This is a genomic window from Thermolongibacillus altinsuensis (assembly GCF_004341205.1).
GTDB classification, from domain to species: Bacteria; Bacillota; Bacilli; order Bacillales; family Anoxybacillaceae; genus Thermolongibacillus; species Thermolongibacillus altinsuensis.
This window is the reverse complement of the sequence record NZ_SLUL01000008.1, coordinates 78,049-103,957: the sequence shown is the minus strand read 5'-3', so window position 1 is coordinate 103,957 and position 25,909 is coordinate 78,049. Positions and strand designations below refer to the sequence as shown.

General features: G+C 41.1%; 34 protein-coding genes. 29 read left to right on the top strand and 5 right to left on the bottom strand.

The window, feature by feature from the left end:
* Positions 1 to 75 precede the first annotated feature (75 nt).
* The 22 genes from deoC (at position 76) to EDD69_RS09065 (ending at position 17,035) form a co-directional block, all read left to right on the top strand.
* A complete protein-coding gene (deoC, locus tag EDD69_RS09170) occupies positions 76 to 744 on the top strand; it encodes a deoxyribose-phosphate aldolase (RefSeq protein WP_132948662.1) in 669 nt (222 codons plus the stop codon).
* A gap of 106 nt (positions 745 to 850) precedes the next feature.
* The gene (gene rpsU, locus EDD69_RS09165; protein ID WP_003393897.1) at positions 851 to 1,024 is read left to right on the top strand and encodes a 30S ribosomal protein S21; all 174 of its coding nucleotides are present in this window, start codon (positions 851 to 853) and stop codon (positions 1,022 to 1,024) included.
* A gap of 14 nt (positions 1,025 to 1,038) precedes the next feature.
* A complete protein-coding gene (locus EDD69_RS09160) occupies positions 1,039 to 1,482 on the top strand; it encodes a GatB/YqeY domain-containing protein (RefSeq protein WP_132948661.1) in 444 nt (147 codons plus the stop codon).
* Between the two features lie 92 nt (positions 1,483 to 1,574).
* The gene (locus tag EDD69_RS09155) at positions 1,575 to 2,222 is read left to right on the top strand and encodes an NfeD family protein (protein ID WP_132948660.1); all 648 of its coding nucleotides are present in this window, start codon (positions 1,575 to 1,577) and stop codon (positions 2,220 to 2,222) included.
* A 19-nt stretch (positions 2,223 to 2,241) separates the two neighbouring features.
* The gene (gene floA / locus EDD69_RS09150; RefSeq protein ID WP_132948659.1) at positions 2,242 to 3,231 is read left to right on the top strand and encodes a flotillin-like protein FloA; all 990 of its coding nucleotides are present in this window, start codon (positions 2,242 to 2,244) and stop codon (positions 3,229 to 3,231) included.
* 10 nt (positions 3,232 to 3,241) lie between these two features.
* Positions 3,242 to 3,586 carry a hypothetical protein gene (locus EDD69_RS09145; RefSeq protein WP_132948658.1) on the top strand — a complete coding sequence of 115 codons (345 nt, stop codon included), beginning with the start codon at positions 3,242 to 3,244 and terminating at the stop codon, positions 3,584 to 3,586.
* A gap of 67 nt (positions 3,587 to 3,653) precedes the next feature.
* On the top strand, positions 3,654 to 3,938 hold the full coding sequence (gene yqfC, locus EDD69_RS09140; protein WP_132948657.1) for a sporulation protein YqfC: 285 nt from the start codon (positions 3,654 to 3,656) through the stop codon (positions 3,936 to 3,938).
* 10 nt (positions 3,939 to 3,948) lie between these two features.
* Positions 3,949 to 5,136, top strand: coding sequence for a sporulation protein YqfD (gene yqfD / locus EDD69_RS09135; RefSeq protein ID WP_132948656.1), 1,188 nt, complete (start codon positions 3,949 to 3,951; stop codon positions 5,134 to 5,136).
* A gap of 3 nt (positions 5,137 to 5,139) precedes the next feature.
* The gene (locus tag EDD69_RS09130; RefSeq protein ID WP_132948655.1) at positions 5,140 to 6,102 is read left to right on the top strand and encodes a PhoH family protein; all 963 of its coding nucleotides are present in this window, start codon (positions 5,140 to 5,142) and stop codon (positions 6,100 to 6,102) included.
* A gap of 218 nt (positions 6,103 to 6,320) precedes the next feature.
* On the top strand, positions 6,321 to 6,791 hold the full coding sequence (gene ybeY / locus EDD69_RS09125; protein WP_132948654.1) for an rRNA maturation RNase YbeY: 471 nt from the start codon (positions 6,321 to 6,323) through the stop codon (positions 6,789 to 6,791).
* 6 nt (positions 6,792 to 6,797) lie between these two features.
* Entirely contained in the window at positions 6,798 to 7,184 is a 387-nt protein-coding gene (locus EDD69_RS09120; protein ID WP_424565348.1) for a diacylglycerol kinase family protein, read from the top strand.
* A gap of 73 nt (positions 7,185 to 7,257) precedes the next feature.
* Complete coding sequence (gene era, locus EDD69_RS09115) at positions 7,258 to 8,166, top strand: GTPase Era (protein ID WP_132948652.1); 909 nt, start codon at positions 7,258 to 7,260, stop codon at positions 8,164 to 8,166.
* A gap of 119 nt (positions 8,167 to 8,285) precedes the next feature.
* Positions 8,286 to 8,429, top strand: coding sequence for a YqzL family protein (locus tag EDD69_RS09110; RefSeq protein ID WP_132948651.1), 144 nt, complete (start codon positions 8,286 to 8,288; stop codon positions 8,427 to 8,429).
* 26 nt (positions 8,430 to 8,455) lie between these two features.
* Complete coding sequence (gene recO, locus EDD69_RS09105) at positions 8,456 to 9,211, top strand: DNA repair protein RecO (RefSeq protein ID WP_132948650.1); 756 nt, start codon at positions 8,456 to 8,458, stop codon at positions 9,209 to 9,211.
* Between the two features lie 117 nt (positions 9,212 to 9,328).
* Positions 9,329 to 9,958 carry a transcriptional regulator CcpN gene (gene ccpN, locus EDD69_RS09100; RefSeq protein WP_424565349.1) on the top strand — a complete coding sequence of 210 codons (630 nt, stop codon included), beginning with the start codon at positions 9,329 to 9,331 and terminating at the stop codon, positions 9,956 to 9,958.
* A gap of 12 nt (positions 9,959 to 9,970) precedes the next feature.
* The gene (locus tag EDD69_RS09095; RefSeq protein ID WP_132948648.1) at positions 9,971 to 10,777 is read left to right on the top strand and encodes a pyruvate, water dikinase regulatory protein; all 807 of its coding nucleotides are present in this window, start codon (positions 9,971 to 9,973) and stop codon (positions 10,775 to 10,777) included.
* A gap of 323 nt (positions 10,778 to 11,100) precedes the next feature.
* Complete coding sequence (gene dnaG / locus EDD69_RS09090; protein ID WP_132948647.1) at positions 11,101 to 12,921, top strand: DNA primase; 1,821 nt, start codon at positions 11,101 to 11,103, stop codon at positions 12,919 to 12,921.
* Positions 12,914 to 14,038 carry an RNA polymerase sigma factor RpoD gene (gene rpoD / locus EDD69_RS09085; RefSeq protein WP_132948646.1) on the top strand — a complete coding sequence of 375 codons (1,125 nt, stop codon included), beginning with the start codon at positions 12,914 to 12,916 and terminating at the stop codon, positions 14,036 to 14,038. The genes dnaG and rpoD overlap by 8 nt, the downstream gene beginning before the upstream one ends.
* 74 nt (positions 14,039 to 14,112) lie before the next feature.
* Positions 14,113 to 14,655 carry a hypothetical protein gene (locus EDD69_RS09080; RefSeq protein ID WP_132948645.1) on the top strand — a complete coding sequence of 181 codons (543 nt, stop codon included), beginning with the start codon at positions 14,113 to 14,115 and terminating at the stop codon, positions 14,653 to 14,655.
* Between the two features lie 110 nt (positions 14,656 to 14,765).
* Entirely contained in the window at positions 14,766 to 15,128 is a 363-nt protein-coding gene (gene cccA / locus EDD69_RS09075) for a cytochrome c550 (RefSeq protein ID WP_132948644.1), read from the top strand.
* A 90-nt stretch (positions 15,129 to 15,218) separates the two neighbouring features.
* Positions 15,219 to 15,920 carry a tRNA (adenine(22)-N(1))-methyltransferase gene (locus EDD69_RS09070; RefSeq protein WP_132948643.1) on the top strand — a complete coding sequence of 234 codons (702 nt, stop codon included), beginning with the start codon at positions 15,219 to 15,221 and terminating at the stop codon, positions 15,918 to 15,920.
* The gene (locus EDD69_RS09065) at positions 15,917 to 17,035 is read left to right on the top strand and encodes a Nif3-like dinuclear metal center hexameric protein (RefSeq protein ID WP_132948642.1); all 1,119 of its coding nucleotides are present in this window, start codon (positions 15,917 to 15,919) and stop codon (positions 17,033 to 17,035) included. Before EDD69_RS09070 ends, EDD69_RS09065 begins: the two co-directional genes overlap by 4 nt.
* Before the next feature lie 14 nt (positions 17,036 to 17,049).
* Here the strand turns inward: EDD69_RS09065 and EDD69_RS09060 are convergent, their stop codons facing one another.
* Positions 17,050 to 18,000, bottom strand: a complete 951-nt coding sequence (locus tag EDD69_RS09060; protein ID WP_132948641.1) for a 4-hydroxy-3-methylbut-2-enyl diphosphate reductase — start codon at positions 17,998 to 18,000, stop codon at positions 17,050 to 17,052.
* Between the two features lie 87 nt (positions 18,001 to 18,087).
* Entirely contained in the window at positions 18,088 to 18,540 is a 453-nt protein-coding gene (gene vrrA / locus EDD69_RS09055) for a VrrA/YqfQ family protein (RefSeq protein WP_132948640.1), read from the bottom strand.
* 140 nt (positions 18,541 to 18,680) lie between these two features.
* Between vrrA and EDD69_RS09050 the strand changes: the two genes are divergently transcribed.
* Together EDD69_RS09050 and EDD69_RS09045 are read left to right on the top strand one after the other, a co-directional pair.
* Complete coding sequence (locus tag EDD69_RS09050; RefSeq protein WP_132948639.1) at positions 18,681 to 19,988, top strand: DEAD/DEAH box helicase; 1,308 nt, start codon at positions 18,681 to 18,683, stop codon at positions 19,986 to 19,988.
* 42 nt (positions 19,989 to 20,030) lie between these two features.
* Positions 20,031 to 20,924, top strand: coding sequence for a deoxyribonuclease IV (locus tag EDD69_RS09045; RefSeq protein WP_132948638.1), 894 nt, complete (start codon positions 20,031 to 20,033; stop codon positions 20,922 to 20,924).
* 27 nt (positions 20,925 to 20,951) lie between these two features.
* Here EDD69_RS09045 and EDD69_RS09040 read toward each other — a convergent pair whose 3' ends face one another.
* On the bottom strand, positions 20,952 to 21,206 hold the full coding sequence (locus EDD69_RS09040) for a DUF2624 domain-containing protein (RefSeq protein WP_132948637.1): 255 nt from the start codon (positions 21,204 to 21,206) through the stop codon (positions 20,952 to 20,954).
* Positions 21,207 to 21,398: 192 nt separating this feature from the next.
* Between EDD69_RS09040 and EDD69_RS09035 the strand changes: the two genes are divergently transcribed.
* Genes EDD69_RS09035 through zur form a run of 4 tightly spaced genes read left to right on the top strand, consistent with a single transcriptional unit; the run spans position 21,399 to position 23,708 of the window.
* A complete protein-coding gene (locus tag EDD69_RS09035) occupies positions 21,399 to 21,641 on the top strand; it encodes a hypothetical protein (protein ID WP_132948636.1) in 243 nt (80 codons plus the stop codon).
* Between the two features lie 26 nt (positions 21,642 to 21,667).
* Entirely contained in the window at positions 21,668 to 22,429 is a 762-nt protein-coding gene (locus tag EDD69_RS09030) for a metal ABC transporter ATP-binding protein (RefSeq protein ID WP_132948635.1), read from the top strand.
* A gap of 14 nt (positions 22,430 to 22,443) precedes the next feature.
* Complete coding sequence (locus tag EDD69_RS09025) at positions 22,444 to 23,277, top strand: metal ABC transporter permease (RefSeq protein ID WP_132948634.1); 834 nt, start codon at positions 22,444 to 22,446, stop codon at positions 23,275 to 23,277.
* Between the two features lie 5 nt (positions 23,278 to 23,282).
* Positions 23,283 to 23,708: a zinc uptake transcriptional repressor Zur gene (zur, locus tag EDD69_RS09020; RefSeq protein ID WP_132948702.1), complete on the top strand. Its 426-nt coding sequence runs from the start codon at positions 23,283 to 23,285 to the stop codon at positions 23,706 to 23,708.
* Between the two features lie 8 nt (positions 23,709 to 23,716).
* Here the strand turns inward: zur and EDD69_RS09015 are convergent, their stop codons facing one another.
* A complete protein-coding gene (locus EDD69_RS09015) occupies positions 23,717 to 24,298 on the bottom strand; it encodes a 5' nucleotidase, NT5C type (protein ID WP_132948633.1) in 582 nt (193 codons plus the stop codon).
* A 130-nt stretch (positions 24,299 to 24,428) separates the two neighbouring features.
* On the opposite strand from EDD69_RS09015, the gene EDD69_RS09010 reads away from it, so the two are divergent.
* Positions 24,429 to 24,773, top strand: a complete 345-nt coding sequence (locus tag EDD69_RS09010) for a DUF4190 domain-containing protein (RefSeq protein ID WP_132948632.1) — start codon at positions 24,429 to 24,431, stop codon at positions 24,771 to 24,773.
* Positions 24,774 to 24,810: 37 nt separating this feature from the next.
* On the opposite strand, the gene ispG is transcribed toward EDD69_RS09010, so the two are convergent.
* Positions 24,811 to 25,899 (bottom strand): flavodoxin-dependent (E)-4-hydroxy-3-methylbut-2-enyl-diphosphate synthase, encoded by a 1,089-nt coding sequence (ispG, locus tag EDD69_RS09005; protein WP_132948631.1) that lies wholly within the window; start codon positions 25,897 to 25,899, stop codon positions 24,811 to 24,813.
* Between the last annotated feature and the right edge of the window lie 10 nt (positions 25,900 to 25,909).

Genomic DNA, 25,909 nt, shown 5'->3' with positions numbered 1-25,909 from the left:
AATAGATAGTGTACATGCACAAAAAAAATGGTATGATGATAGATGTCAGACCTCTTCGGAAAGGAGTATGTTTGTATGAATAACATTGCAAAAATGATTGATCACACATTATTAAAACCAGAGACAACAAAAGAACAAATTGTGAAGCTTTGCGAAGAAGCAAAACAATACAACTTTGCTTCTGTCTGCGTGAATCCGACATGGGTGGCAACAGCAGCTGAGCTGCTCAAAGGCAGCGATGTGAAAGTATGTACGGTGATCGGGTTTCCATTAGGAGCGAATACACCAGAAGTGAAAGCATTTGAAACGAAAAATGCGATTGAAAACGGTGCAACAGAAGTCGATATGGTCATCAATATCGGCGCGTTAAAAAGCGGAGATGATGAGTTAGTTGAAAAAGACATTCGTGCGGTTGTGGAAGCTGCAAAAGGAAAAGCGCTTGTCAAAGTGATTATTGAAACATGCTTGTTGACAGAAGAAGAAAAAGTGCGCGCATGCGAATTAGCGGTCAAAGCTGGAGCGGATTTTGTGAAAACATCAACAGGCTTTTCAACAGGCGGAGCGACTGTTGAGGATGTTGCGTTGATGCGCAAAACGGTTGGCCCAGAAATCGGTGTGAAAGCATCTGGTGGCGTGCGTGATGCGCAAACAGCACAGGCGATGATCGATGCGGGAGCTACGCGAATCGGAACAAGCTCTGGCGTTGCCATTGTTCAAGGAAAAACAGGAACGGCCAGCTATTAAAAAAAGCGGTTGACTTGTAACGCTGGTTATATTATACTTTGGAAGTACATGTTTAACATGTGCACAGGAAATTGTTAGCGGTTTTGCTCGGAGGGAGGGAAGTAGGATGTCAAAAACGATCGTTCGTAAAAACGAGTCGCTTGAAGATGCTCTTCGTCGCTTCAAACGTGCTGTTTCTAAAACAGGTACGTTACAAGAGGCAAGAAAGCGCGAATTCTATGAAAAGCCAAGCGTAAGACGCAAGAAAAAGTCTGAAGCGGCTAGAAAGCGCAAATATTAAAAGAGGGTGTATTTATGAGTCTTCTCGAACGTTTGAATAATGATATGAAGCAAGCGATGAAAAATAAAGAGAAAGACAAACTTTCGGTCATTCGAATGGTCAAGTCCGCATTGCAAAACGAGGCCATTAAGCTAGGTAAAGAATTGTCCGAAGATGAAGAGTTAACAGTACTTTCTCGAGAATTAAAGCAACGTAAAGACTCCCTCCAAGAATTCGAAAAGGCTGGTCGCTCAGACCTTGTCGATAAAGTAAAAGCAGAAATCGCTGTCATTGAATTGTATATGCCAAAACAGCTAAGCGAAGAAGAGCTTGTGCAAATCGTTAAAGAAACGATTGCAGAAGTAGGCGCTTCCTCTAAAGCTGATATGGGAAAAGTGATGGGTGCAATCATGCCGAAAGTAAGAGGAAAGGCAGACGGCTCCCTTGTCAATAAGTTAGTGCAACAACATTTGTCTTAAAACACCTTACGTCTTCGTAAGGTGTTTTTTGTTTTGCGAAACTTTTCAAGCGGTGTTACGTAATAATAAAACAAGAAAGGAGGTTTTCTTGTGTGGACGGACTCATCATAGCCTTGACGAATGCGTGGGTTGTCGCTTTTTTGCTTATTGTCGGAAGCGTCACATTTGTTTGGCAACTATATGATGCCCGCTTTAGTTGGAAAGGGACGATTAGTTTTCTTTGTTTTTTACTATTCTTTTCCACACATTTAGCGGCAGGGTTAACGGGAATAGGTGCTTTTATTTTATTTGCGATCGGCTTAATTTTATTAACGATCGAGCTGTTTGTACCGGGGGGAATTATCGGATTCGTCGGACTCGGCACATTGGTTGCTAGCATTTTTTTGACAGCAAAACATTCTCCTTTTATTACTCTTTCTCTCGCTGTTGCGATTGCGAGTGCTTTGATTACGATGTTATTGCTTAACAAAGTGTTTAAAAAACGGATGGTTTTATTTCAAAAAATCGTTCTCACTGACAGACAATCGAATGAAAAAGGATATGTTTCTCATGCTGTTCGTTTCGATTTAGTTGGCAAAAGAGGATATGCATTAACGGTGTTGCGCCCTTCCGGAACAGCATGGATTGAAAATGAACGGGTAGATGTCGTGACAGAAGGAGAATACATTGAACGAAACCGTCCGCTTGAAGTTGTTCGAGTAGACGGCTTGAAAGTTGTCGTTCGCGAAATAAAGCAATAGAACATGAGGAGGTAATCTAATGACACCTGATCAAATTTTACTCATTATTGCCATTGGTTTAGGACTTGTATTGCTTGCGATTTTCTTTTCATTTGTTCCGGTTATGCTCTGGATTTCTGCGCTCGCTTCCGGTGTGCGCATTAGCATTTTTACGCTGATCGGCATGCGGTTGCGCCGCGTGATCCCGTCACGAGTGATCAATCCGCTTATTAAAGCGGTAAAAGCGGGATTAAACGTTAGCACGAATCAATTGGAAAGCCACTATTTAGCCGGAGGAAATGTCGATCGCGTTGTGAATGCTCTCATTGCCGCTCAACGCGCCAATATCGAGCTCTCGTTTGAACGTTGTGCAGCAATTGACTTAGCGGGCCGAAATGTACTGGAAGCGGTACAAATGAGCGTCAATCCGAAGGTGATTGAAACACCGTTCATTTCAGGAGTGGCGATGGATGGAATTGAAGTGAAAGCAAAAGCAAGAATCACCGTTCGCGCAAACATTGATCGCTTAGTCGGAGGTGCAGGTGAGGAAACGATTATTGCTCGTGTCGGCGAAGGGATTGTTTCCACGATCGGTTCGCAAAATGATCATAAAAAAGTGCTTGAAAACCCAGATATGATTTCGCAAACGGTATTAGCCAAAGGATTGGACTCTGGAACAGCGTTTGAAATTCTTTCGATTGATATTGCCGACATTGACATCGGTAAAAACATCGGTGCCGTGTTGCAAGCGGATCAAGCGGAGGCGGACAAAAAGATTGCCCAAGCGAAAGCAGAAGAACGCCGTGCGATGGCGGTCGCGCTTGAACAAGAAATGAAGGCCCGCGTTCAAGAAATGCGTGCAAAGGTTGTCGAAGCTGAAGCGCAAGTGCCGCTTGCGATGGCGGAAGCCCTTCGTTCTGGCAAGCTTGGTGTGATGGATTACATGAACTTAAAAAATATTATGGCGGATACAAATATGCGCAACTCCATTGGAAAATTGACAGAACAAAACGAAGATGAACATAAGTGAGGATTGAAAAATGGCGATAATGGAATGGGTGTTTAGCAACCTATTTGTAGTATTTGTTGTGATTGCGTTTATATCAAGCGTATTTAAATGGATGAATCAATTCAATCAAAAAACGAGAGAAGAAAAACAATCGCCGTCCATTCAAGTTCAAATCAATGACAAACATGAAGAAGAAAAGGTAGAGCCTTTACTTGTTCGCGAAGAAAAAAGTAAAGAAGCAGCTGTACCCATCTCAAAGGAAAGTGAAAAGCCGAAGGTGTCTGTTCATTCAAAAGCGATCATTCAAGGAATTATTTTTTCCGAAATCATTGGACCGCCTCGAGCGAAAAAGCCGTTTCGTTCCGATCGTTTTTAGCGATTTAAAAAAAGTGCTACAATCCCCTTTCAACTCATACATATGAGATGAAAGGGGGTTCTTTTTTATGATGAGAAGATGGAAAAGCAAAATGCGAAATTGGTTGACAAACAAAATGGAACTGCCCGCAGATGTGTTGATGGATCTTCCAAGAATCACAATGATTGGACAAATTCATATTTATATAGAGAATCACCGTGGATTGCTTGTGTTTACAGATCATGAATTGCGGCTTTTATTAAAGCAAGGCCAACTCCTTGTCAAAGGGGAGGCATTTGTCATTAAAACGATTTTGCCTGAAGAAATTTTACTTGAGGGAAAAATTGATCAAGTTGTTTATTTGAACGAATAGGGGGGAGATCGTGAAAAATCAATGGTTAAACTATTTGTCGGGCAGCGTTCGTGTTCGCGTGCATGGAAAAGGTGTTGAACGTTTTCTCAATACATTGATACGCAATGGTGTTTACATTTGGAATGTTCAAAAGGAAGAAGCAACCGTTGCCTCATTTTTTATTCTTTTAAGCGATGTGAAAAAAGTGCGCGTTCTTATGCGAAAATCTGAATGTAAGCTTTATTTTATCGAAAAAAATGGCGTTCCGTTTTTGTTGAAAAAAACATGGCGAAATGTCGGAATTCTCTTTGGAACGCTCTCTTTTTTGATGATTATTTTTCTTCTTTCCAATGTTATATGGAGTATTCAAATTGATGGTGCCAAGCCAGAAACAGAGCATCGTTTGCGTCAAGAACTGAAAAAAATGGGAATTGAACGTGGGGCTCTCCAATTTAAGCTTGATGATGTTGAAACGATTCAGCGAAAATTAACCAATAACATTGAAGCGATTACGTGGATCGGCGTCGAACAACAAGGAACGACGCTTCATTTTCAAGTCGTTGAAAAAAAAGAACCGAAACGTATTGAACCATTATCTCCGCAACATCTCGTTGCAAAGAAGAAAGCGGTCATTACGCATCTCTTTGTCGAAGAAGGACAGCCGATCGTCACTGTGCATGATCACGTTGTTCGAGGCCAACTTTTAGTGTCAGGAATTATCGGTAAGGAAGGTCAAACGAAGACCGTGCCAGCGCGCGGCAAAATTTTAGGAGAAACATGGTACAAGTCTACGGTCGTCCTTCCGTTGCAAACAACATTTTATGTATTGACGGGAAACTATAAAGAAACGCATTATTTACGAATCGGTCAGCTGCAAATTCCAATTTGGTGGAAAAATAAAAATGGTTTCTCTAGCTATGAAAAAGAAACGACGCAAAGACATTTTCGTTTTCTTCATTGGACCTTGCCGTTGTCTTATGAAAAGGTTGTATGGCGCGAAAAAGAAGAGGTTGTTCGCCATTATTCTGTAGAAGAGGCGTTTCGTGCGGCAAAAGAGGCTGCGCGAAAAGAACTAAAAAGGAAACTTCCTGATGATGCTGTTATTAAAGGTGAAAAAGTTTTGCACCAAACGAAAGAGAATGGTAAAGTAAAAATAGAAATGCACTATCAAATCATTGAAAATATTGCTACACCACAACCAATTATTCAAGGAGACTGAAGAATGTCGCAGGAATTTGTAACGATCAATCAGCACATCCAAAACTTAAATGAAGCGATTGCTCTTTTTGGCATTCACGATGTTCACTTAAAACGAATCGAACAAGAATTGAACGTATCAATTGTGACCCGCGGGGAGTCCGTGAGCGTTTCAGGAAGCGAACAACACGTTCAACTTGTGGATGAGCTTTTTCGCCATTTATTAGCTGTGATTCGCAAAGGAGTTTCAATCGGAGAACGAGATGTGCTTTATGCGATTAAAATGGCAAAAAACGGAACGATTGCTTACTTTCCGGAATTATATGATGAAGAAATTGCAAAAAATGCAAAAGGTAAATCGATCCGCGTCAAAACGCTCGGTCAACGGCAGTACGTTTCTGCGATTAAAAATCATGATTTGATTTTTGGTATTGGACCAGCTGGAACAGGAAAAACGTATTTAGCGGTTGTGATGGCTGTACAAGCATTGAAGAACGGACAAATTAAACGGATTATTTTAACGCGTCCAGCTGTTGAAGCTGGAGAAAATCTGGGATTTTTGCCGGGAGATTTAAAAGAAAAAGTCGATCCGTATTTAAGACCGTTATACGATGCGCTTCACGATGTGCTTGGACAAGATCATACACAGCGTTTAATTGAACGCGGAACCATTGAAATTGCTCCGCTCGCTTATATGCGTGGACGAACATTAGATGATGCGTTCGTGATTTTGGATGAGGCGCAAAATACAACTCCATCTCAAATGAAAATGTTTTTAACGCGACTCGGCTTTGGATCAAAAATGGTCATTACCGGGGACATTTCACAAGTGGACTTACCGAAAGGAGTTCAATCAGGTTTAGCCGTTGCCAAAGAAATTTTGGTCAATGTCAGCGGAATTTCATTCGTTTTTCTAGAACAAACGGATGTTGTACGTCATCCGCTCGTCGGAAAAATTATTGATGCATATGAAAATGCAGGAATTTAAAAAATGACCCATCTTTATAGCATGGGTCATTTTTGTGCTTCAATTTGCTTTAGATCGATCGGTATGATCATTTACGAAATTTGTCATTTTAATGATTGAAAGCATGTTGTTTAAGGGAGCGGCTCCGTCGCTTGCACTTGTCCTAACAATGATTTATGCTTTATGCGTTACTTTCATTCGTTCATTGAATATTCATCACATTAAAAGGAGATGAAAAAATGGGTCTTATTATTGACTTTATTGATGAAACAAACGAAATTACAGAGGAGCAAATGGACTTGCTTGAGCAATTGTTAAATACGGCAGCGGATGGAGAAAATGTCCGTGACGGTGCCGAAGTGAGCATTACCTTTGTTGATAACGAAAAAATTCGCGAAATTAATCGCGATTATCGCGGAAAAGATCAACCGACAGATGTGATTTCGTTTGCCCTTGAGGAAATGGGGGAAGGAGAAATTGAGGTGGTCGGTGTCGATTTGCCCCCTGTTTTAGGCGATATCATTATTTCGGTACCGAAAGCGCGGCAGCAAGCAGAAGAGTATGGGCACTCCTTTATGCGAGAGCTTGGTTTTTTAGCTGTTCATGGCTTTTTACACTTGCTTGGTTACGATCATGAGACGGAAGAAGAAGAGAAAGTCATGTTTGCGAAGCAAGAAGAAATTCTTCAAAAATATGGATTGAAAAGATGAGAAATGATGCGAAAACGGGAGCGATTGCGCAAAAGTTTTTCGCACGCATGGTCGGGTGTGAAAGCGGCCATTCAAGCGGAACGAAATATGCGAATTCATGTGCTGATGGCGGCGATCGTTGTCATAGCAGCCATCATTTTCAAAATCTCAAAAATCGAATGGCTCATTTTGCTCATCACAATTGGAATTGTGCTTAGTTTAGAAATGATCAATACAGCGATTGAGCGAGTGGTTGATTTAGCAACTGATGAATATCATCCGCTTGCGAAAGCTGCGAAAGATATAGCAGCAGGAGCTGTCTTCCTTTTTGCTTTCATTTCGATCATCATTGGAGTCGTTATTTTTATTCCGCACCTTGTTCATTTTTTTAAATATTCTTTACATTTTTGGTGATAATGATGAAATCGCGTTCATTTTTTGATAAAATAAATAATACAGCGAAATAAATCAATCGATGGAGGGTTCCATGATTAAGGAAGGATATAAATCAGGATTTGTAGCGATTATCGGACGACCGAACGTAGGAAAATCGACGTTTTTAAATCGAGTCATTGGGCAAAAAATTGCGATCATGAGCGATAAACCACAAACGACGCGCAATAAAATTCAAGGTGTTTATACAACGGATGATACACAAATCATTTTTATTGATACGCCAGGTATTCATAAACCAAAGCATAAGCTTGGTGATTTTATGGTGAAGGTCGCTCAAAGCGCCCTTCAAGAGGTTGATTTGATTTTATTTATGGTCGATGCAGTCGAAGGACTTGGACGTGGCGATGAATTTATTATGGAGCGCTTGAAACAGGTGGATACTCCTGTTTTTCTAGTCATCAATAAAATCGACGAAGTGCATCCAGATGATCTGTTGCCGCTTATTGACCAATACCGTTCACGCCACTCGTTTGCAGAAGTGGTTCCGATCTCTGCTCTCCAAGGAAACAACGTTGAAACATTGTTAGAGCAAATTAAAAAATATTTACCAGAAGGACCGCAATATTATCCAGCAGATCAAGTGACAGATCATCCAGAACGATTTATTATTGCGGAATTAATTCGTGAAAAAGTGCTTCACTTGACGCGCGAAGAAGTGCCGCATTCGGTTGCTGTCGTCGTTGAGTCAATTGAGCGCCGCGAAAACAGCGATACGGTCTATGTGGCAGCGACGATTATTGTCGAGCGTGATTCACAAAAAGGAATTATTATTGGTAAGCGCGGGCAAATGTTGAAAGAAATTGGTCAGCGCGCGCGAATGGATATTGAAGCTCTTTTAGGTTCGAAAGTGTTTTTAGAACTGTGGGTAAAGGTTCAAAAAGATTGGCGCAACAAGTTATCGCAACTTCGGGATCTCGGTTATCGAGAAGATCAATATTGAGCTGTTAAATTTTATGCAACATCGTTGTGAGTATACGAGGGTAAAATAAGTTTGAGCGGTTTACTCACCATAGATAATGGATTCAATCATATGCCTTTACGGCGGAAAGGTGTGGTTCGATGCTCGATTTCACCTGGAAACTTTTTAGCCAAACAGGCAATATTGATACGTATCTCCTTTTTAAGGAGTTGGAGCGGGAAAAGCAGGAGAAATTGGATGATGAAGAACAGACATTGACACAAGCGGATTATCCGGTTTTTTAAGCTGTTAAACGGAAGGTTATGTGGCGATGTTTGAAAAGTGTGAAGGAATTGTGATTCGAACGATCGATTACGGTGAAACCAATAAAATTGTGACGCTTTTGACAAGGCAGTGGGGAAAGGTGGCTGTGATGGCTCGAGGGGCAAAAAAGCCAAACAGCCGCCTTTCCGCTGTCACACAGCTGTTTACATATGGATATTTTCTCATTCAAAAAAGCCGCGGAATAGGAAGTTTACAACAAGGCGAAATGATTGCAACGATGCGCAACATTCGCGAAGATATTTTTTTAACGGCTTATGCCTCTTACATTGTTGAACTAACGGACAAAGCGGTAGAAGAAAAACGTCCAGATCCGTATTTGTTTGAACTTCTTCTACAAACATTAACGTACATCAATGAAGGGTTAGATGCCGAAATATTAACGTATATTTATGAAATGAAAATGTTAAATGTGCTAGGGTTATATCCGAAATTGGATGGATGTGCCCTTTGCGGAAGTACGGAAGGGACGTTTGCTTTTTCCTTAAAAGAAGGAGGATTTCTTTGCCATCGTTGCTTCGAGCATGATCCACACCGTCTGCCGATGTCTGTTCACACATTAAAGCTGCTTCGTCTATTTTATTATTTTGATTTATCGCGTCTCGGCAAAATCAACGTGAAGGAAGAAACAAAACGAGAACTAAATCAAATCATCTCGGCATATTATGATGAATACTCTGGACTCACGTTGAAGACGAAGCGGTTTTTGCAACAAATCGATTCTTTGAAGCAAACATGGAAATAGCACAATGAAACAAGCGGACAAACCACTTCGTCCGCTTGCGACTTTTGTTTGCAAAATACATAATTGAGATATACTATTGTCTTATAAGTATAACCTATTTGAAGGTGGTGAGCGACAATCGAACTGAACAAACGCCAAGAACAAATTTTGCAAATCGTCAAAGATCACGGACCGATTACTGGAGAGCATATCGCTGAGAAGTTAAATTTAACGAGGGCAACGTTGCGTCCGGATTTGGCGATTTTAACGATGGCCGGTTATTTAGAAGCAAGGCCGCGCGTTGGTTATTTTTATACAGGAAAAACAGGCTCACAACTGTTAGCTGATAAAATAAAAAAAATTAAAGTGAGCGATTATCAATCCATTCCTGTTGTCGTTAATGAAAATGTCAGTGTGTATGATGCGATCGTCACGATGTTTTTGGAAGATGTTGGTACTTTGTTTGTTGTTGATGATGATTCGTTACTCGTCGGGGTGCTTTCGCGCAAAGATTTGCTTCGTGCAAGTATTGGAAAACAAGAATTAACGTCCATTCCTGTTAATATCATTATGACAAGAATGCCGAATATTACATTTTGTGAAAAAGATGATTTGTTAATCGATGTCGCACAAAAGCTCATTGAAAAACAAATTGATGCGATGCCCGTTGTGAAAAAAACGGACAAAGGCTACGAAGTGGTGGGGCGAATTACGAAAACGAATATGACGAAAGTATTAGTTGCACTAGCAAAAGAAGATGTGCTTTAGAGGGGGAATAAAATGAATCATTTAGTGTACGTCGTATCCGATTCAGTCGGAGAGACGGCCGAGCTTGTCGTAAAGGCGGCAGCGAGCCAATTTAATGCTGCATCGATTCAGTTTAAACGCATCCCGTATGTAGAGGATAAAGAAACGCTTGCCGAAGTCGTTGCTTTGGCCAAAATGAATCGAGCGATTATCGCCTTCACGCTGGTCGTTCCAGAAATGCGTGAGTTTCTTTTGACCGAAGCGGCCCGCGAAGGAGTAGAAGTTTATGATATCATCGGTCCTCTTATTGAAAAAATGCAAGATCGATTTGGAATGACGCCACGTTGCGAGCCGGGGCCTGTTCGCGTTCTTGATGAAGACTATTTCAAAAAAATCGAAGCAATCGAGTTCGCTGTCAAATATGATGACGGTCGCGACCCTCGTGGAATTTTGCGTGCCGATATTGTGTTAATCGGCGTATCGCGTACTTCAAAAACACCGCTTTCGCAATATTTGGCACATAAACGTTTTAAAGTCGCTAACGTACCAATTGTTCCAGAAGTTGAACCGCCAGAAGAACTGTTTAAAGTTTCTCCAAAAAAATGTTTCGGTTTAAAAATTAGCCCTGAAAAGCTTAACCATATTCGGAGAGAACGCTTGAAGTCGCTTGGTTTAGATGATGGAGCTATTTATGCCAACATTGATCGCATTAAAGAGGAGTTAAACTATTTTGATGAAATTGTAGCTAAAATTGGCTGTGATGTGATCGATGTGACAAATAAGGCAGTGGAAGAAACAGCCAATGTCATTATGAACATTATAGAAAAGCGACGAAAGTAAGCGTTCATTGTTGTAGCACATCGCAAAAGGTGAGATGTGCTATTTATTTTTCTATAGCCAAGTTCAATTTTTTATATTATAATAAAAAATTGTGATAAAATAGGTTTAGACTTAAGATAGGACGAATAAACTATTTATAGCTGATTGTCAAGTAACGATGCATCGGAATTTTCGACAAGATTTTTTGAAAAAAAGAAGGATTCTTTTCGACCGTGTAGAATAAAGAAAGCACGGTTGTTAAACAAAGGTGACCCTTCTGTTATAAGAAGCGATCATGTCGAAAAATGAAAAAATATGTCAAAATCGTGGAGCTGTTGTAAGCCATGGGATATCGCATTCCTGAGGAAACGATTGAATCCATTCGTCGTTCCGTCGATATTGTTGAAATCGTCAGCGAATATGTTCAGTTAAAAAAACAAGGAAGAAACTACTTTGGACTATGTCCTTTCCATGGCGAAAAAACACCGTCGTTTTCCGTGTCACCAGAAAAACAAATTTACCATTGCTTTGGTTGCGGGGCAGGCGGCAACGTTTTTTCTTTCCTGATGGAGATGGAAGGCCTCACTTTTATCGAGGCGGTCAAGCGTTTAGCCCCAAAAGCGAACATCGATCTGTCGCATATTGATGATCGCCCAACTGCAAATGGAACAGAGACGGCTGCAATGATTGCAGCGCATAATCTTCTGAAAAAATTTTATCATCATTTGCTTATTCATACGAAAGAAGGGCAAGTTGCCCTTGATTATTTGTTGAGCCGCGGCTTCACCCGTGAAATCATCGATCAGTTTGAAATTGGTTATGCGTTGAATTCATGGGATGCAGCAACGAAATTTTTGGCAAGCAAAGGTTTTTCGTTGCAGCTAATGGAGAAAGCTGGTCTTGTTAGTAAAAAAGAGGAAGATGGTTCTTACTTTGACCGTTTTCGCAACCGCATTATGTTTCCGATTCATAATCACCAAGGCGAAACGGTTGCTTTTTCAGGAAGAATTGTTGGTAGCGGTGAGCCGAAATATGTAAATAGCCCAGAAACTTCTATTTTCAATAAAAGAAAAATTCTCTATCATTTTCATGAAGCACGGCTACATATTCGGCAAAAACAACAAGCGGTTTTGTTTGAAGGATTTGCTGACGTCATTGCCGCTGTACGTGCAGGAATCCATCATGCAGTTGCCACGATGGGAACCGCATTATCAGAAGAACAAGCGAGGACGATTCGTCGCAATGCAGAGTCTGTTATTATTTGCTACGACGGAGATCGAGCAGGTGTAGATGCCACGCTTCGAGCAGCGGAAATGCTTGCAGAAGCCGGATGTTATGTTAAAGTTGCTACAATGCCGGAAGGGCTAGATCCGGATGACTATGTTCGTCAATATGGTCCTGAACGCTTCAAAGCGGACGTAATTGACGCAAGTATCTCATTAACGGCGTTTAAGCTAAATTACTTGAAAAAAGGTCGGAATCTTCAAGATGAGAGCGAACGCCTTCGCTATATAGAAGACGCTGTGAAAGAGATTAGTCAATTAAACAATGCGATTGAAGTTGATCATTATTTGCGCCAATTAGCAAACGAATTTTCCATTTCGTTTGATGTGTTACGCGAACAAATCAAATCGTATGAGCGCACTCGAAAAAAGGCGCAAAAAAAGATTGAAATTCCGCGGCCTGTAGCTAATACGAAATTGCTCCCCGCTTTCCACAATGCGGAAAGAATGTTGATTGCGCACATGTTGCGCGATAAGGAAATTGCTTTAACGGTTCAAAATGCGATCCAAGGCGCTTTTAATATTGAAGAGCATCGGGCGATTGTCGCTTATTTATACGCTTTTTACGAAGAAGGAAACGAACCGGATGTTAGTTCATTTATCGAGCGGTTGCCGGATTCGCACTTAAAGGGAGTTGCCACGGAATTATCGATGTTATTGATCAATGAACATGTGTCCGAAGCAGAGTTGCGAGACTACATTCAATGTGTATTAAATTATCCGAAATGGCAAATGCTCAAACAAAAAGAGGAGCAGTTGCGCGAAGCAGAAAGACAAAAGGACTACAAGCAAGCAGCGATGATTGCCAGCGAAATTTTAATGATTAAAAAATCATTACATTCTATTTCTTCAAGTTTTGGAAGGAGGGGAATCGATGGCTGAAAAGTCAACACATTCCGAATTAACGTTAGAGCAAGTAAAAGAGCAATTAGTTGAATTAGGAAAAAAACGCGGTGTTCTCACGTACGAAGAAATTGCTGAACGATTATCCCCATTTGAATTAGATTCTGACCAAATGGATGAATATTACGAATATTTAAATGAACAAGGAATTGAAGTGGTCGGTGAATCTGATTTAGATGACCCTGATTTAGACGATTCTGATTTAGATGATCTCGTGAAAGATGAAGAAGAGTTTGACTTAAATGATTTAAGTGTTCCGCCAGGTGTAAAAATTAATGACCCTGTCCGCATGTATTTAAAAGAAATCGGTCGAGTTCCGTTGTTGTCTGCTGAAGAAGAAATTGAATTAGCGAAGCGAATCGAACAAGGCGATGAAGAAGCGAAACGTCGTTTGGCAGAAGCAAACCTTCGCCTTGTTGTAAGCATTGCAAAACGCTATGTCGGTCGCGGAATGCTCTTTTTAGACCTTATCCAAGAAGGAAATATGGGCTTAATTAAAGCTGTTGAAAAGTTTGACTACCGCAAAGGATATAAATTTAGTACGTATGCCACTTGGTGGATCCGTCAAGCGATTACGCGAGCGATTGCTGACCAAGCGCGGACAATTCGCATCCCTGTTCATATGGTTGAAACCATTAACAAGCTTATTCGCGTTCAGCGTCAATTGTTGCAAGATCTTGGCCGCGAACCAACTCCAGAAGAAATTGCGGAAGAAATGGATTTAACGCCAGAGAAAGTTCGCGAAATTTTGAAAATCGCTCAAGAACCTGTTTCACTTGAAACCCCAATTGGTGAAGAGGACGACTCTCACTTAGGCGATTTCATTGAAGACCAAGATACAACTTCTCCTGCTGAACATGCAGCTTATGAACTGTTAAAAGAACAGTTAGAAGATGTGCTTGATACGTTAACAGATCGTGAAGAAAATGTTCTTCGTCTTCGCTTCGGATTAGATGACGGACGGACGCGGACGCTTGAAGAAGTTGGAAAAGTATTTGGCGTGACGCGTGAGCGCATTCGCCAAATTGAAGCAAAAGCGTTGCGAAAATTGCGTCATCCGAGCCGAAGCAAGCGCCTGAAAGACTTTTTAGAATAAACATTTACAAGAAATAGTTTACTTCTTACAATAGAAGTAAGCTATTTCTTTTTTTAGGAAGGAATGCGCATTCAATGGAACAAAAGCGTAAAGAAATTATCATCAATGAAATTAAGTATTGGAAACAGACGCGCCTTTTACCAGAACAATATTGCGATTATTTATTAGCGTTATATACGGAAGGAAACGAGCATGAATATACAAAAAAAGAGAAAAGAAACAAAAATTTTATGCGTTTACTGCGCTTATCACTTCTTGTAACGATTTGTCTGTTGGTACCGATTACTTTACTTGTCATTTATTTTACTGAATTGTCTTTCGTTTTGCAAATGCTCCTTTTGTCACTTTTTGTCATAATTTGTTTGAGTGCCGTACTTTTTTTTGCAAAGCAGCGCGCATTCATCCATATTCCGCTAATGATCGGAGCGCTTATTTTACTTCTTCTTTCCGTTCGAATATGCGAATGGTATTTTCCAGGAGAAACGATGGTGTTGCGCCTTGCGATTACGCTCAACTGTTTGTTGTGGCTTTTTGTTGGGTGGCGGTTAAAATTTTTATATTTTTCTATTTCCGGAGCTCTGGGGCTTTTTCTTGTTCTCTTCTCATTCTTTCTTTGAAAAATTTTGAGGTGTAGGGCTTTTCCTTCTCGACAATTTACAGTAAAATAAAGTTGTTTATAACGTTTTCATTTTGGAAAGTATGCTTTATACATAAGGGAGGTAAGGATATGAACCGAAATCCGTTAATCCCATTCGCTCTTATTATGGTGTTTGGGATCGGCCTAATTTTTTTCTTGTCCTTCAAAGGATTAGGGGATATGAAAGAGCTTGCTGCTGAGAAAGAAGGCGGAGCAAAGACAGAAGAAGCAGCGGCGGCAAATCCAGAGGATATTTACAAACAAAGCTGTGTTGGCTGTCATGGAGCAAACTATGAAGGCGGCGTAGGTCCAGCATTAAAAGGTGTTGGTGATCGTCTATCTCCAGACCAAATTAAAGACGTTTTAGTAAACGGACGCGGCAACATGCCAGCGGGTTTAGTTCCTGCTGACAAAGCGGAAGAAATGGCAAAATGGCTTGCTGAGTTAAAATAATGAAACGGTAAAAGCCCTACTTCGGTGAAGGGCTTTTTCCTTTTCCATAAAAAATATGTTAAACTGAGAAAAAATAGAGTGGTGAACGTCATGAATGAATTACAGCTTTCGAAACGGCTAGAAACGGTCGCCTCTTTTATTCCGAAAGGATGCATGTTGGCGGATATTGGATCTGACCATGCGTACTTGCCTTGTTATGCCTATTTGCATGGGTATGTTAAGGGAGCGATTGCTGGAGAGGTGGCAGACGGTCCGCTTCGTTCTGCACAAGAACAAGTAAAAAAATCGGGTTTAGCGCATGTCATTTCCGTTCGTAAAGGGGATGGCTTGCAAGTAATTGAGCCGAATGAAGTCGATTGCATTACGATTGCCGGTATGGGTGGAACGTTAATCACCAATATTTTAGATGCCGGGAAAGAAAAATTGATTGGTGTCAAGCGGCTTATTTTACAGCCAAATGTCGGTGCCCATATCGTTCGACGCTGGCTGCTTGAACACGATTGGGAGCTCATCACTGAACGAATTTTAGAAGAAGACGGGAGAATTTATGAAGTATTAGTCGCTGAAAAAGGTGACGGAAAAAAGCCGTATGAACAATTAGAAGTAGAATTATTGCTCGGACCATTTTTAATAAAAGAACAAAACGAAGCGTTTCGAAAAAAATGGACGATGGAAATGAATCAGTGGCGAAAAATTATTGAGCAGTTGAAACATGCAACAACGAAAGAAGCGGATGAGAAAAAACGCGAGCTAACACGAAAATTAAAGATGGTTGAGGAGGCATTGCGGTGAAAACGCCAAATGGATATGAAATTATTCAATTACTTGAACAATTTGCGCCGAAGCATTTAGCGATGGAAGGGGATAAAATCGGCTTGCAAATTGGCACGTTAAATAAACCGATTCAGCGGATGATGATCGCTTTGGATGTTTTGGAGGAAGTGATCGATGAGGCAATTGAAAAGAAGATTGATTTAATTATTGCGCATCATCCGCCCATTTTCCGTCCGCTTAAACAAATTGTTACCGATCAGCCATATGGTCGAATGATTGAAAAATGCATCAAACATGACATTGCGATTTATGCTGCCCATACGAACCTAGATATCGCTGAAGGCGGCGTAAATGATTGGTTAGCGGAAGCGCTTCAATTAGAAGATGTTCAAGTGCTTGTCCCAACATATGAAGAAAAATTGAAGAAGCTGGTCGTTTACGTGCCGGAAACGCATGCGGACGCCGTTCGTGCAGCCATTGGTGATGCGGGTGCAGGACATATTGGTAATTACAGTCATTGCACCTTTAATAGTCGCGGCATTGGCACATTTTTGCCGGAAGAAGGAGCGAATCCGTTTATCGGTGAAAAAGGAAAGCTAGAGATGGTTGAGGAAGTGCGAATTGAAACGATTTTTCCAGCATCGATTCAACGCAAAGTCATTCAAGCCATGCTGAAGGCCCATCCATATGAAGAAGTCGCTTATGATATTTATCCATTAGACAACGAAGGGCATGTATTTGGCCTTGGACGAATAGGAAAGTTAAAAGAAGAGATGACGTTAGAGCAGTTTGCTGAACATGTCAAAAAATCATTCGAAGTTCCTGCTGTTCGCGTGGTTGGCGACAGATCAAGCCGTGTTCGAAAAGTAGCGGTCATCGGCGGTGATGGAAATAAATATATCCATCAAGCGAAAATGAGCGGTGCGGATGTTTATGTAACAGGCGATCTTTATTATCATGTTGCTCACGATGCGATGATGTTAGGGATCAATATTGTCGATCCGGGACATAATGTCGAGAAAGTGATGAAAAAAGGATTAGCTGAAGTATTGAGAACACAATTTGCAAAGCAGCGTTTTGCAGTGGACGTATATGAATCAGAAGTAAACACAGAGCCGTTTACGTTTATTTAAAAAAGAGGCGATTGCTATTCGCCTCTTTTTTGTTTTACTTTTGGTAAAATTTTTGATAACGGCACTTTTCGTTCTCGTTTCCATGTTTCTGGATTGTTCGGGTCGAATTGTTCAAGGAAATCAATGACTTCTTTCGTTATTGGTGTTGGGGTTGAAGCTCCGGCGGTGACCGCTACTTTTTTGGCGTCTTTAATCCACTCGATTTCAATTTCGGTTACATCGGCAACGCGATACGCTTTTGTTCCCGCGATTTCTTCAGACACTTGAGCAAGTCGGTTCGAATTATTGCTGCGAGGGTCGCCGACGACAATGGTCACATCTGCCTCTTTCGCTTGCTCAGCTACTGCTTCTTGACGAATTTGAGTCGCTAAACAAATTTCGCGATGCATTTCGACTTGTGGATATTTCTCTTTCACTTTTTCCATAATGTGAGCGACATCCCACTGGCTCATCGTCGTTTGATTCGTGACAATAATTTTATCGCTTTGAATGGTTAATCGTTCCACGTCCTCGATCGTTTCGACTAAATGAACGGCATGCGGAGCAACCCCGATCGCTCCTTCTGGCTCAGGGTGTCCTTTTTTTCCGATATAAATGACTTCGTATCCGTCAGCGACTTTCTCACGAATTAAATTGTGTGTCTTTGTCACATCTGGGCAAGTTGCATCGATGGTTACAAGACCTTTTTCGCGCGCGCGGCGTTTTACTTCGGGTGAAACGCCATGCGCCGTAAAAATAACGGTTCCTTTATCAATTTTCTCCAAAATTTCCAGGCGATTCGGGCCATCGAGCGTAATAATTCCCTCTTCAGCAAAGGCGTCGGTCACATGTTTATTATGAACGATCATCCCTAAAATGTAGATCGGTCTTGGCAACGTTGGGTCTAAAGCAGCGTTGCGAGCAATCACCATCGCATCGACGACCCCGTAGCAATATCCACGAGGTGTAATTTTAATGACTTCCATCTCTATTTCATCGCTCCTTCTCGCGTAACTCTTGTAATCTTCTTTATTATATAAGAGAAGAAGCAAGAATACAAAGAAACGATGTCATCAAATATAAAGTTTTGGTTTGGATATTCCTTTTTCTTCTGTTTTTCTTTCTTGTTCTCGTTTTGGAATGTCACGTTTTTTGTTTTCTTCCGTTTTATTTGATTTTTCCGTTTCTTTTTGTTCTGTTTCTTTTTTCTCACTCTCATCATTCGTTTTTAATTCGCGAAACAATTTCATCATGGATGGCAAGCTTTTGACTAATGGGCCGTATTGTTGTACCATTGGGCCAACCGTCTGAACCATGTTTAACATCTTTTGTACGTTTGCGAGCATTGTCTCAATATTGGTTACGCCAGCACCTCCGCCGATCCCTTGAAGAGGTGTTTGGCTGCCAAACAATCGCGCAAACATTCCGCCCATTCTTGGTTGCGGAAACATTGGCTGCCGCATCATTGGTTGCGGAAACATCGGTGTCATTCGCGGTGGAAACGGGGGCATAAAAGGATGTCGCAAATCGATCCCTCCTTTCTTTTATTTCTACCTACACAATATGCGCAACTGTCTATAGAGTTGAATGAGCGATTCGCAATCCTATATAATATTTAATTGGTTCGTTTTTTCCGTGAAAAAGGATCGGAAAGGAGTTGAAAAACATGGAAAAAACATTGTTTGAGCGTTTTGCGTTTCAACCGTTTATCATAGAGGCGATTAAAAGTTTACAGTTTTATAAACCGACCGAAATTCAAGAGCGCGTCATTCCTGCTGTTATGCGCGGGGAAAGCGTGGTCGGTCAGTCTCAAACAGGGACAGGAAAAACGCACGCATATTTATTGCCCATTCTTCATAACATCGATCCAAATGTAGCGGAAGTGCAGGCGGTCATTACTGCTCCGACGCGAGAGCTAGCAACACAGATTTATCATGAAGCGTTAAAAATTACAAAATTTTGTCCATCAGGCCAAGAAATAAAAGTGCGTTGTTTTGTCGGTGGAACGGATAAATTGCGCACCATTGAAAAATTAAAAACACAACCTCATCTTGTCATCGGCACGCCAGGAAGAATTAACGATCTCGTTCGCGAGCAAGCGTTATTTGTGCATACAGCACATACATTGGTTGTCGATGAAGCAGATTTAATGCTCGATATGGGATTTATTGTCGATGTCGACCAAATTGCAGGAAGAATGCCTGAAAAACTGCAAATGCTTGTCTTTTCCGCAACGATTCCAGAAAAGCTAAAACCGTTTTTGAAAAAGTATATGGAAAATCCAAAATATGTTCATGTCGCACCAAAGCAAGTAACCGCCGCAAACATTGAACATGTTTTGATTCCGTTGCGTCATCGTGATCGTTTGCAGCTTTTACACGACGTATTGCTTGCTTACAATCCGTATTTAGCGATCGTGTTTGTCAATACGCGGAAAATGGCGGATGAAGTGGCGAATCAGCTTATTGAAAAAGGGTTGAAAGTGGGCGTGTTGCACGGTGATTTAACACCGCGTGAGCGCAAAAAAATGATGAAACAAATTCGTGATTTGGAGTTTCAATATATTGTGGCGACCGATTTAGCCGCACGTGGAATTGATATTGAAGGTGTAAGCCATGTTATTAACTATGAGTTGCCAACCGACCTTGATTTTTACGTTCATCGCGTCGGTCGAACAGCGCGCGCCGGCTATTCGGGTATTGCGGCAACAATTTATGAACCATCTGATCAGCATACGTTAGTGAAATTAGAGAAAAAAGGAATCCACTTCCTTCATCGCGATCTTCGCGATGGCGAATGGGTAGAGCTAGATGCATGGAACGGTCGAAAAAAAGAAAAGAAACAAGATGAAGTAGAGGAGCTTGTAGAAAAATTAGCGAAGAAGCAGAAAAAAGTAAAACCTGGTTATAAGAAAAAATTGCGTGAACAATTAGAAAAACAGAGAAAACGATTGCTTCGAATGAAAAAGAAATAAGGTAAGGGATGAAAAAAGAAATAAAATAAGGGAGAGAAGAAAGTGTTAAAAATTGGTTCTCATGTATCGATGAGCGGGAAGAAAATGTTGCTTGCGGCGAGTGAAGAAGCCGTTTCTTATGGTGCGAATACGTTTATGATTTACACAGGTGCACCGCAAAACACGCGTCGAAAACCGATTGAAGAATTAAACATTCCCGCTGGACTCGCCCATATGAAAGAGCATGGCATTGAAGAAATTGTTGTTCATGCTCCATACATTATTAACATCGGAAACACGGTCAATGCAGATACGTTTTCGCTCGGTGTTTCATTTTTGCGCTCGGAAATTGAGCGAACAGAAGCGATTGGAGCCAAACAGCTTGTTCTCCACCCAGGAGCCCATGTCGGTGCTGGAATTGAGGCGGGATTACAGAAAATTATTGAAGGGTTAAATGAAGTGTTAACGCGTGATCAAAATGTGCAAATTGCCCTTGAAACGATGGCAGGAAAAGGATCTGAATGCGGCAGTCGCTTTGAAGAATTAGCGAAAATTATTGACGGCGTGACCCATAATGACAAGCTATCGGTTTGCTTTGATACGTGCCATACACATGATGCCGGCTATGACATCGTAAATGATTTTGACGGTGTATTAGAACAATTTGACCGAATTATTGGTCTCGATCGTTTAAAAGTGTTGCACATTAATGATAGTAAAAATCCGTGCGGCAGCCGAAAAGACCGGCATGAAAACATCGGCTTTGGTCATATCGGTTTTGCTGCTTTAAATTATATCGTTCATCATCCACAGCTCACACACATTCCAAAAATTTTAGAAACGCCATATGTAGGCGAAGATAAAAACTCACAAAAGCCGCCATATAAATTCGAAATTGCCATGTTGCGCGCTCAACAATTTGACCCGGATTTCCGAGAAAAAATAATGATGGAATAATCGAAGGCTGTCGAAGCGGACAGCCTTTTACTTTACGAATTGGCGCAATAGCTCATTTGCTTGTTTGGCAATTTGTGGCGATGTCAGTTTTGCTAATTCTCGAATCCATTTGATTCGCTCCTCTGCATTAAAGACATCGATCGTCTCTTTGCGAATGAGTTCAATGATTTTTATCGCCTCTTCTTTAGAAAGCGTGATGCCATATTCTTTCCCATATGTCATTAACTCGTCCGCCGTGAGCGATTTTATTTTTTGTTGAACAATTTTGTGATAAATGTTCATGCTTTCCCCTCCTCTTCTTCACGATATGAAAAGAAAGAGAAGGCGTGCGCCCATTTTTGTCGTGGTATAACGAAAAAAACAATGGGGGAAGATGTTATACAGCGGACAGCATGTATAGATTTAAGTTGAGTTTCCGACATATTTCATCATGAATAGAAGACCGCTTTTCTGCCATAGGCGGCAAGATTTTTCTTGCCGCCTCGGCATGCTTCTAGCATGCCGATCCCGAACGTGAAACGCATAGCAGACAAATTCATTTGTCTGATGGCGTTTTCGTTCTGGGGAGTGGCAGAAAAGCTTGTTCATGTTGGAAAATTAAGCTTATCATATTATAGAAAGGAAACGGGAATTTTAAATCGGCTGTTCATTAATCGAAACCGTTTTATTTACAAACAGACCACGCTCATGTATACTACGTTTGTAGTTAAATCGTAACCATTCTTAATTTAGGTGATTCGGAGATGAACGAACAATCTATTTTACAAATTCGCCATTTGTCTTTCCGTTATGATGACGAGTATGTGCTACAAGACATTAACTTGTCGATTCCAAAAGGTGCTTTTGTTGGCTTAGTCGGTCCAAACGGATCAGGAAAATCGACATTATTAAAGTGCATTTTACGATTATTAAAGCCACAAGAGGGAGAAATCTTTTTGTTTGAAACGCCGATTGCCCAATTTAAAGAGTGGCACAAAATTGGGTTCGTTTCGCAAAAAGCGAACAGCTTCAATACAGGATTTCCGGCGACGGTTTATGAAGTAGTCGCCAGCGGTTTAACAGGAAAAATCGGTTTGTTTCGCTCATTGAAAAAAAAGGATAAAGAAGCTGTGTTTGAGGCGATCGAAGCGGTCGGGATGAGCGATTTTGTTCATCGGAATATTGGTGAGCTTTCTGGCGGGCAACAACAACGTGTGTTTATCGCTCGTGCGATCGTTTCCCAACCTGAATTTCTTATTTTAGATGAACCGACGGTTGGGGTAGATGTTCATCACGTTCAAAATTTTTATAATATGTTAGAGCGTTTAAATAAACAGTTGAACATAACCCTCTTGCTTGTGACGCATGATATCGGAACGATCACAGAAAAAGTGACACACGTTGCTTGTTTAAACAAGCATTTACATTTCCATGGCAGCGTCAGCGAGTTTGCAAAATTAAAAACGGAAGATTTATCGATGTTTTATGGGCATCATCTCCATTTGCTGACGCATGATCATGCATAAGAGGGGGACTGTGAATGATCGAGGCGCTGTTTCAATATCAATTTTTACAAAATGCTTTTTTAGCCGGTATTTTAATCGGTTTGATTGCTCCGTTATTAGGAGTGTTTATTGTCGTCCGCCGCTTGTCGCTCATCGCTGATGCGCTTAGCCATGTGACGTTATCGGGGATCGCCGCAAGCCTTTTATTACAGAAAAAGGTATTTGCTTTTTCAACCGTTAATCCTCTATATATCGGCATGGCGTTTTCAGTAGCGGGTTCATTGTTCATTGAAAAACTGCGCACCGTGTATAAACATTATCAAGAATTAGCGATTCCGATTATTTTATCAGGAGGAATCGGGTTAAGCGTTATTTTTATTTCGCTGGCGGACGGGTTTAATACGGATTTATTTTCATATTTGTTTGGAAGTGTTAGCGCGGTAAGCCGAGAAGATGTTTGGACGATTTTACTCATTTCGCTTTTAGTGATCATGGTTATTATGGCGCTGTATAAGGAACTTTTTCTTCTTTCTTTTGACGAAGAATATGCACAAGCTTCTGGAGTGAGAGTGAAGGCGCTTCATTTCATTTTTATTGTGCTTGTCGCTTTAGTCATTGCCGCATCGATGCGTATCGTTGGCATTTTGCTCGTTTCTTCGCTCATGACGCTTCCTGTTGCTGCAAGCATTCGCCTAGCGCGCGGATTCAAGCAAGCGATGTGGCTGTCTGTGTTGTTTGGCGAAGTTGCGGTCATTGCCGGGCTCATGCTTTCTTACTATTTAGATTTAGCACCCGGCGGAACAATTGTGTTATTGGCCGTTCTTATTTTAATGGGTTCAATAGGATGGAAAAAATGGAAGAGAGGATGAAAAGCGTGAACGTTGCTGAAGCCATTCGGCTTATGAAAGAGAAAGGGTTTAAGCATACGGGAAAACGCGAAGAGATGCTTGAATTATTTGCACAAACGGATAAATATTTAACGGCAAAAGATGTGCTTGATGTAATGAAGGAACGTTATCCTGGGTTAAGTTTCGATACGGTTTATCGGAATTTATCGGTATTTGTGGAATTGGGAATATTGGAAATGACCGAGCTTTCAGGGGAAAAACATTTTCGTTTTAAATGCGATACTCACCATCATCATCACTTTATTTGTATGACGTGCGGGAAAACGAAAGAAATCATTACTTGTCCAATGGATCAATTGTTAGAGGATTTGCAAGGATATGAAATATCCGGACATAAATTTGAAATATACGGAAAATGCCCGTCCTGTTATGTAATGGAAAAAGCTGACTGAACAACAGTTCAAGTCAGCTTTGTTTTTTCAAAAAAATGCTCGATATGTTTTTTGGCTTCAAGCCAGTTATAAACCCGAATGACACCGTTTGGAAGCGGTCCTCGATTGTACGGAGTATCAAATAAAATAACCGGAATGTTGCATTGCTCAGCGATGGCACAAGCGTTATCGTACTTATCTTCAAAAAAAGCATCAATTTTGTACTTTTTTACTGCGTCCACTTTATCATGTGAACCGATCAATTCAATATGATGGTAATGAACGTTATTCTCTTTAAACCATTTCTCTGTAATTTCGTATAAATGTTTTCCTCGGGCGCTAATATAATATAATTCATACTCATTTTTCCACTCATTAATGACATCGAGTGCATGTTGAGCTAAAGGAGCCCGGCTATAAATGATTGGTTCATATTCTTCCATCCAACGATTGAGTTCTTCTTCGGTTGTTTCTAAAAATGGAAGCAAATCGTAGTCAGTAATATCCTCAAGCGTTAAATTTTTATTAAATGATTCATTTAAATACGGAATAAATGTGCTCGGACATGTCACGGTTCCATCGATGTCAATGCCTAGTCGTCGTTTTCGCAAAATTACTACACTTCCTCTCCATCATGTTTCTCATGCTATTATAGCACTTACATAAAGTAGCATCTATAATTCCGCTTTGATCGTTTCATACTAATATTGCTCCTCATTTAACGAAAGCGAGGGAACAATGATGGCGAATGAGCGTAATCAGTATAACGAAAGTTCAGTTCAAGCCGATACAGTGCCAAACATGGAAGCAGATTTTATGGAAGAAACGGCGGGAGAGGTATCAGAACCGATTCGATTCGGTGAAAGGCGTCAATATGCGGAAGAGACAGAAAACGGCCGAGGATTTGGTTGGCTAGCGCTTGCTTTATCTGTTGTTTCACTTTTCATTATGCCAATAATTATGGGAGCTGCAGGAATTATCTTCGGTTTCATCGCTCGAAGAAGAGGAGCAGAAACGTTAGGATCGTGGGCGATCGGGATAGGAGCAGTTTCCATCATTTTAAGTTTCTTTTTTAGATTTTGGTAAATATATTTTAGTGAAAAAAGAGGGGAGTTTTCCCCTCTTATTTTTGTTTAGCGTAGTATTCTTCTGCTAATTTGTCGATTTCTTTTTTCAATTCTTCGACCATTGTTTCTTCTGGTACTTTGCGTACAATTTTTCCGTGACGGAAAAGCAATCCTTCACCGCGCGCCCCAGCGATTCCAATATCAGCTTCACGCGCTTCCCCCGGACCGTTAACAGCACAACCGAGAACAGCTACTTTAATTGGCGCTTTAATTTTTGCAATATATTCCTCAATTTCATTTGCGATGCGAATCAGGTCAATTTCAATTCGGCCGCATGTTGGACAAGAAATCAGCGTGGCCGCATTGGAAGCAAGGCCAAATGCTTTGAGCAGCTCGCGAGCCACTTTTACTTCTTCAACAGGATCCGCGCTCAGTGAAACGCGAATCGTATTGCCGATTCCTTTGCTTAAAATGGCGCCAAGACCAGCCGCGCTTTTCACTGTTCCGGCAAACAATGTCCCCGATTCGGTAATGCCGAGGTGAAGCGGATAATCAAACGTTCTTGCTGCTTTTTCGTATGCTTCAATCGCCAAACGAACGTCGGAAGCCTTTAAGGAAACGATAATATCATGGAAATCGAGTTCCTCTAAAATGCGAATATGGTGCAATGCGCTTTCAACCATTCCATCAGCCGTCGGATAGCCATATTTGTCTAAAATTCGCTTTTCAAGCGAACCGGCGTTTACGCCAATCCGAATTGGAACACCGCGTTCTTTTGCCGCTTTTACAACCGCCTCCACTTTTTCGCGGCGTCCGATATTTCCTGGATTGATCCGAATTTTATCCGCACCGTTTTCGATCGCTTTTAGAGCGAGACGATAATCAAAATGAATATCGACGACAAGCGGAATGTTGATGCGCTTTTTTATTTCAGCAATCGCGTTTGCTGCGCGTTCATCCGGGCAAGCGACGCGGACGATTTGACATCCGGCTTCTTCCAAACGTTTTATTTGAGCAACCGTTGCTTCAACGTCGTGTGTTTTCGTTGTTGTCATGCTTTGAATAATGACTTCGTTATTTCCGCCGATTGTAATGTTACCAACACGAACAGGGCGGGTTTTGGAACGATGAATGATTTCACTCACGCATGATTCT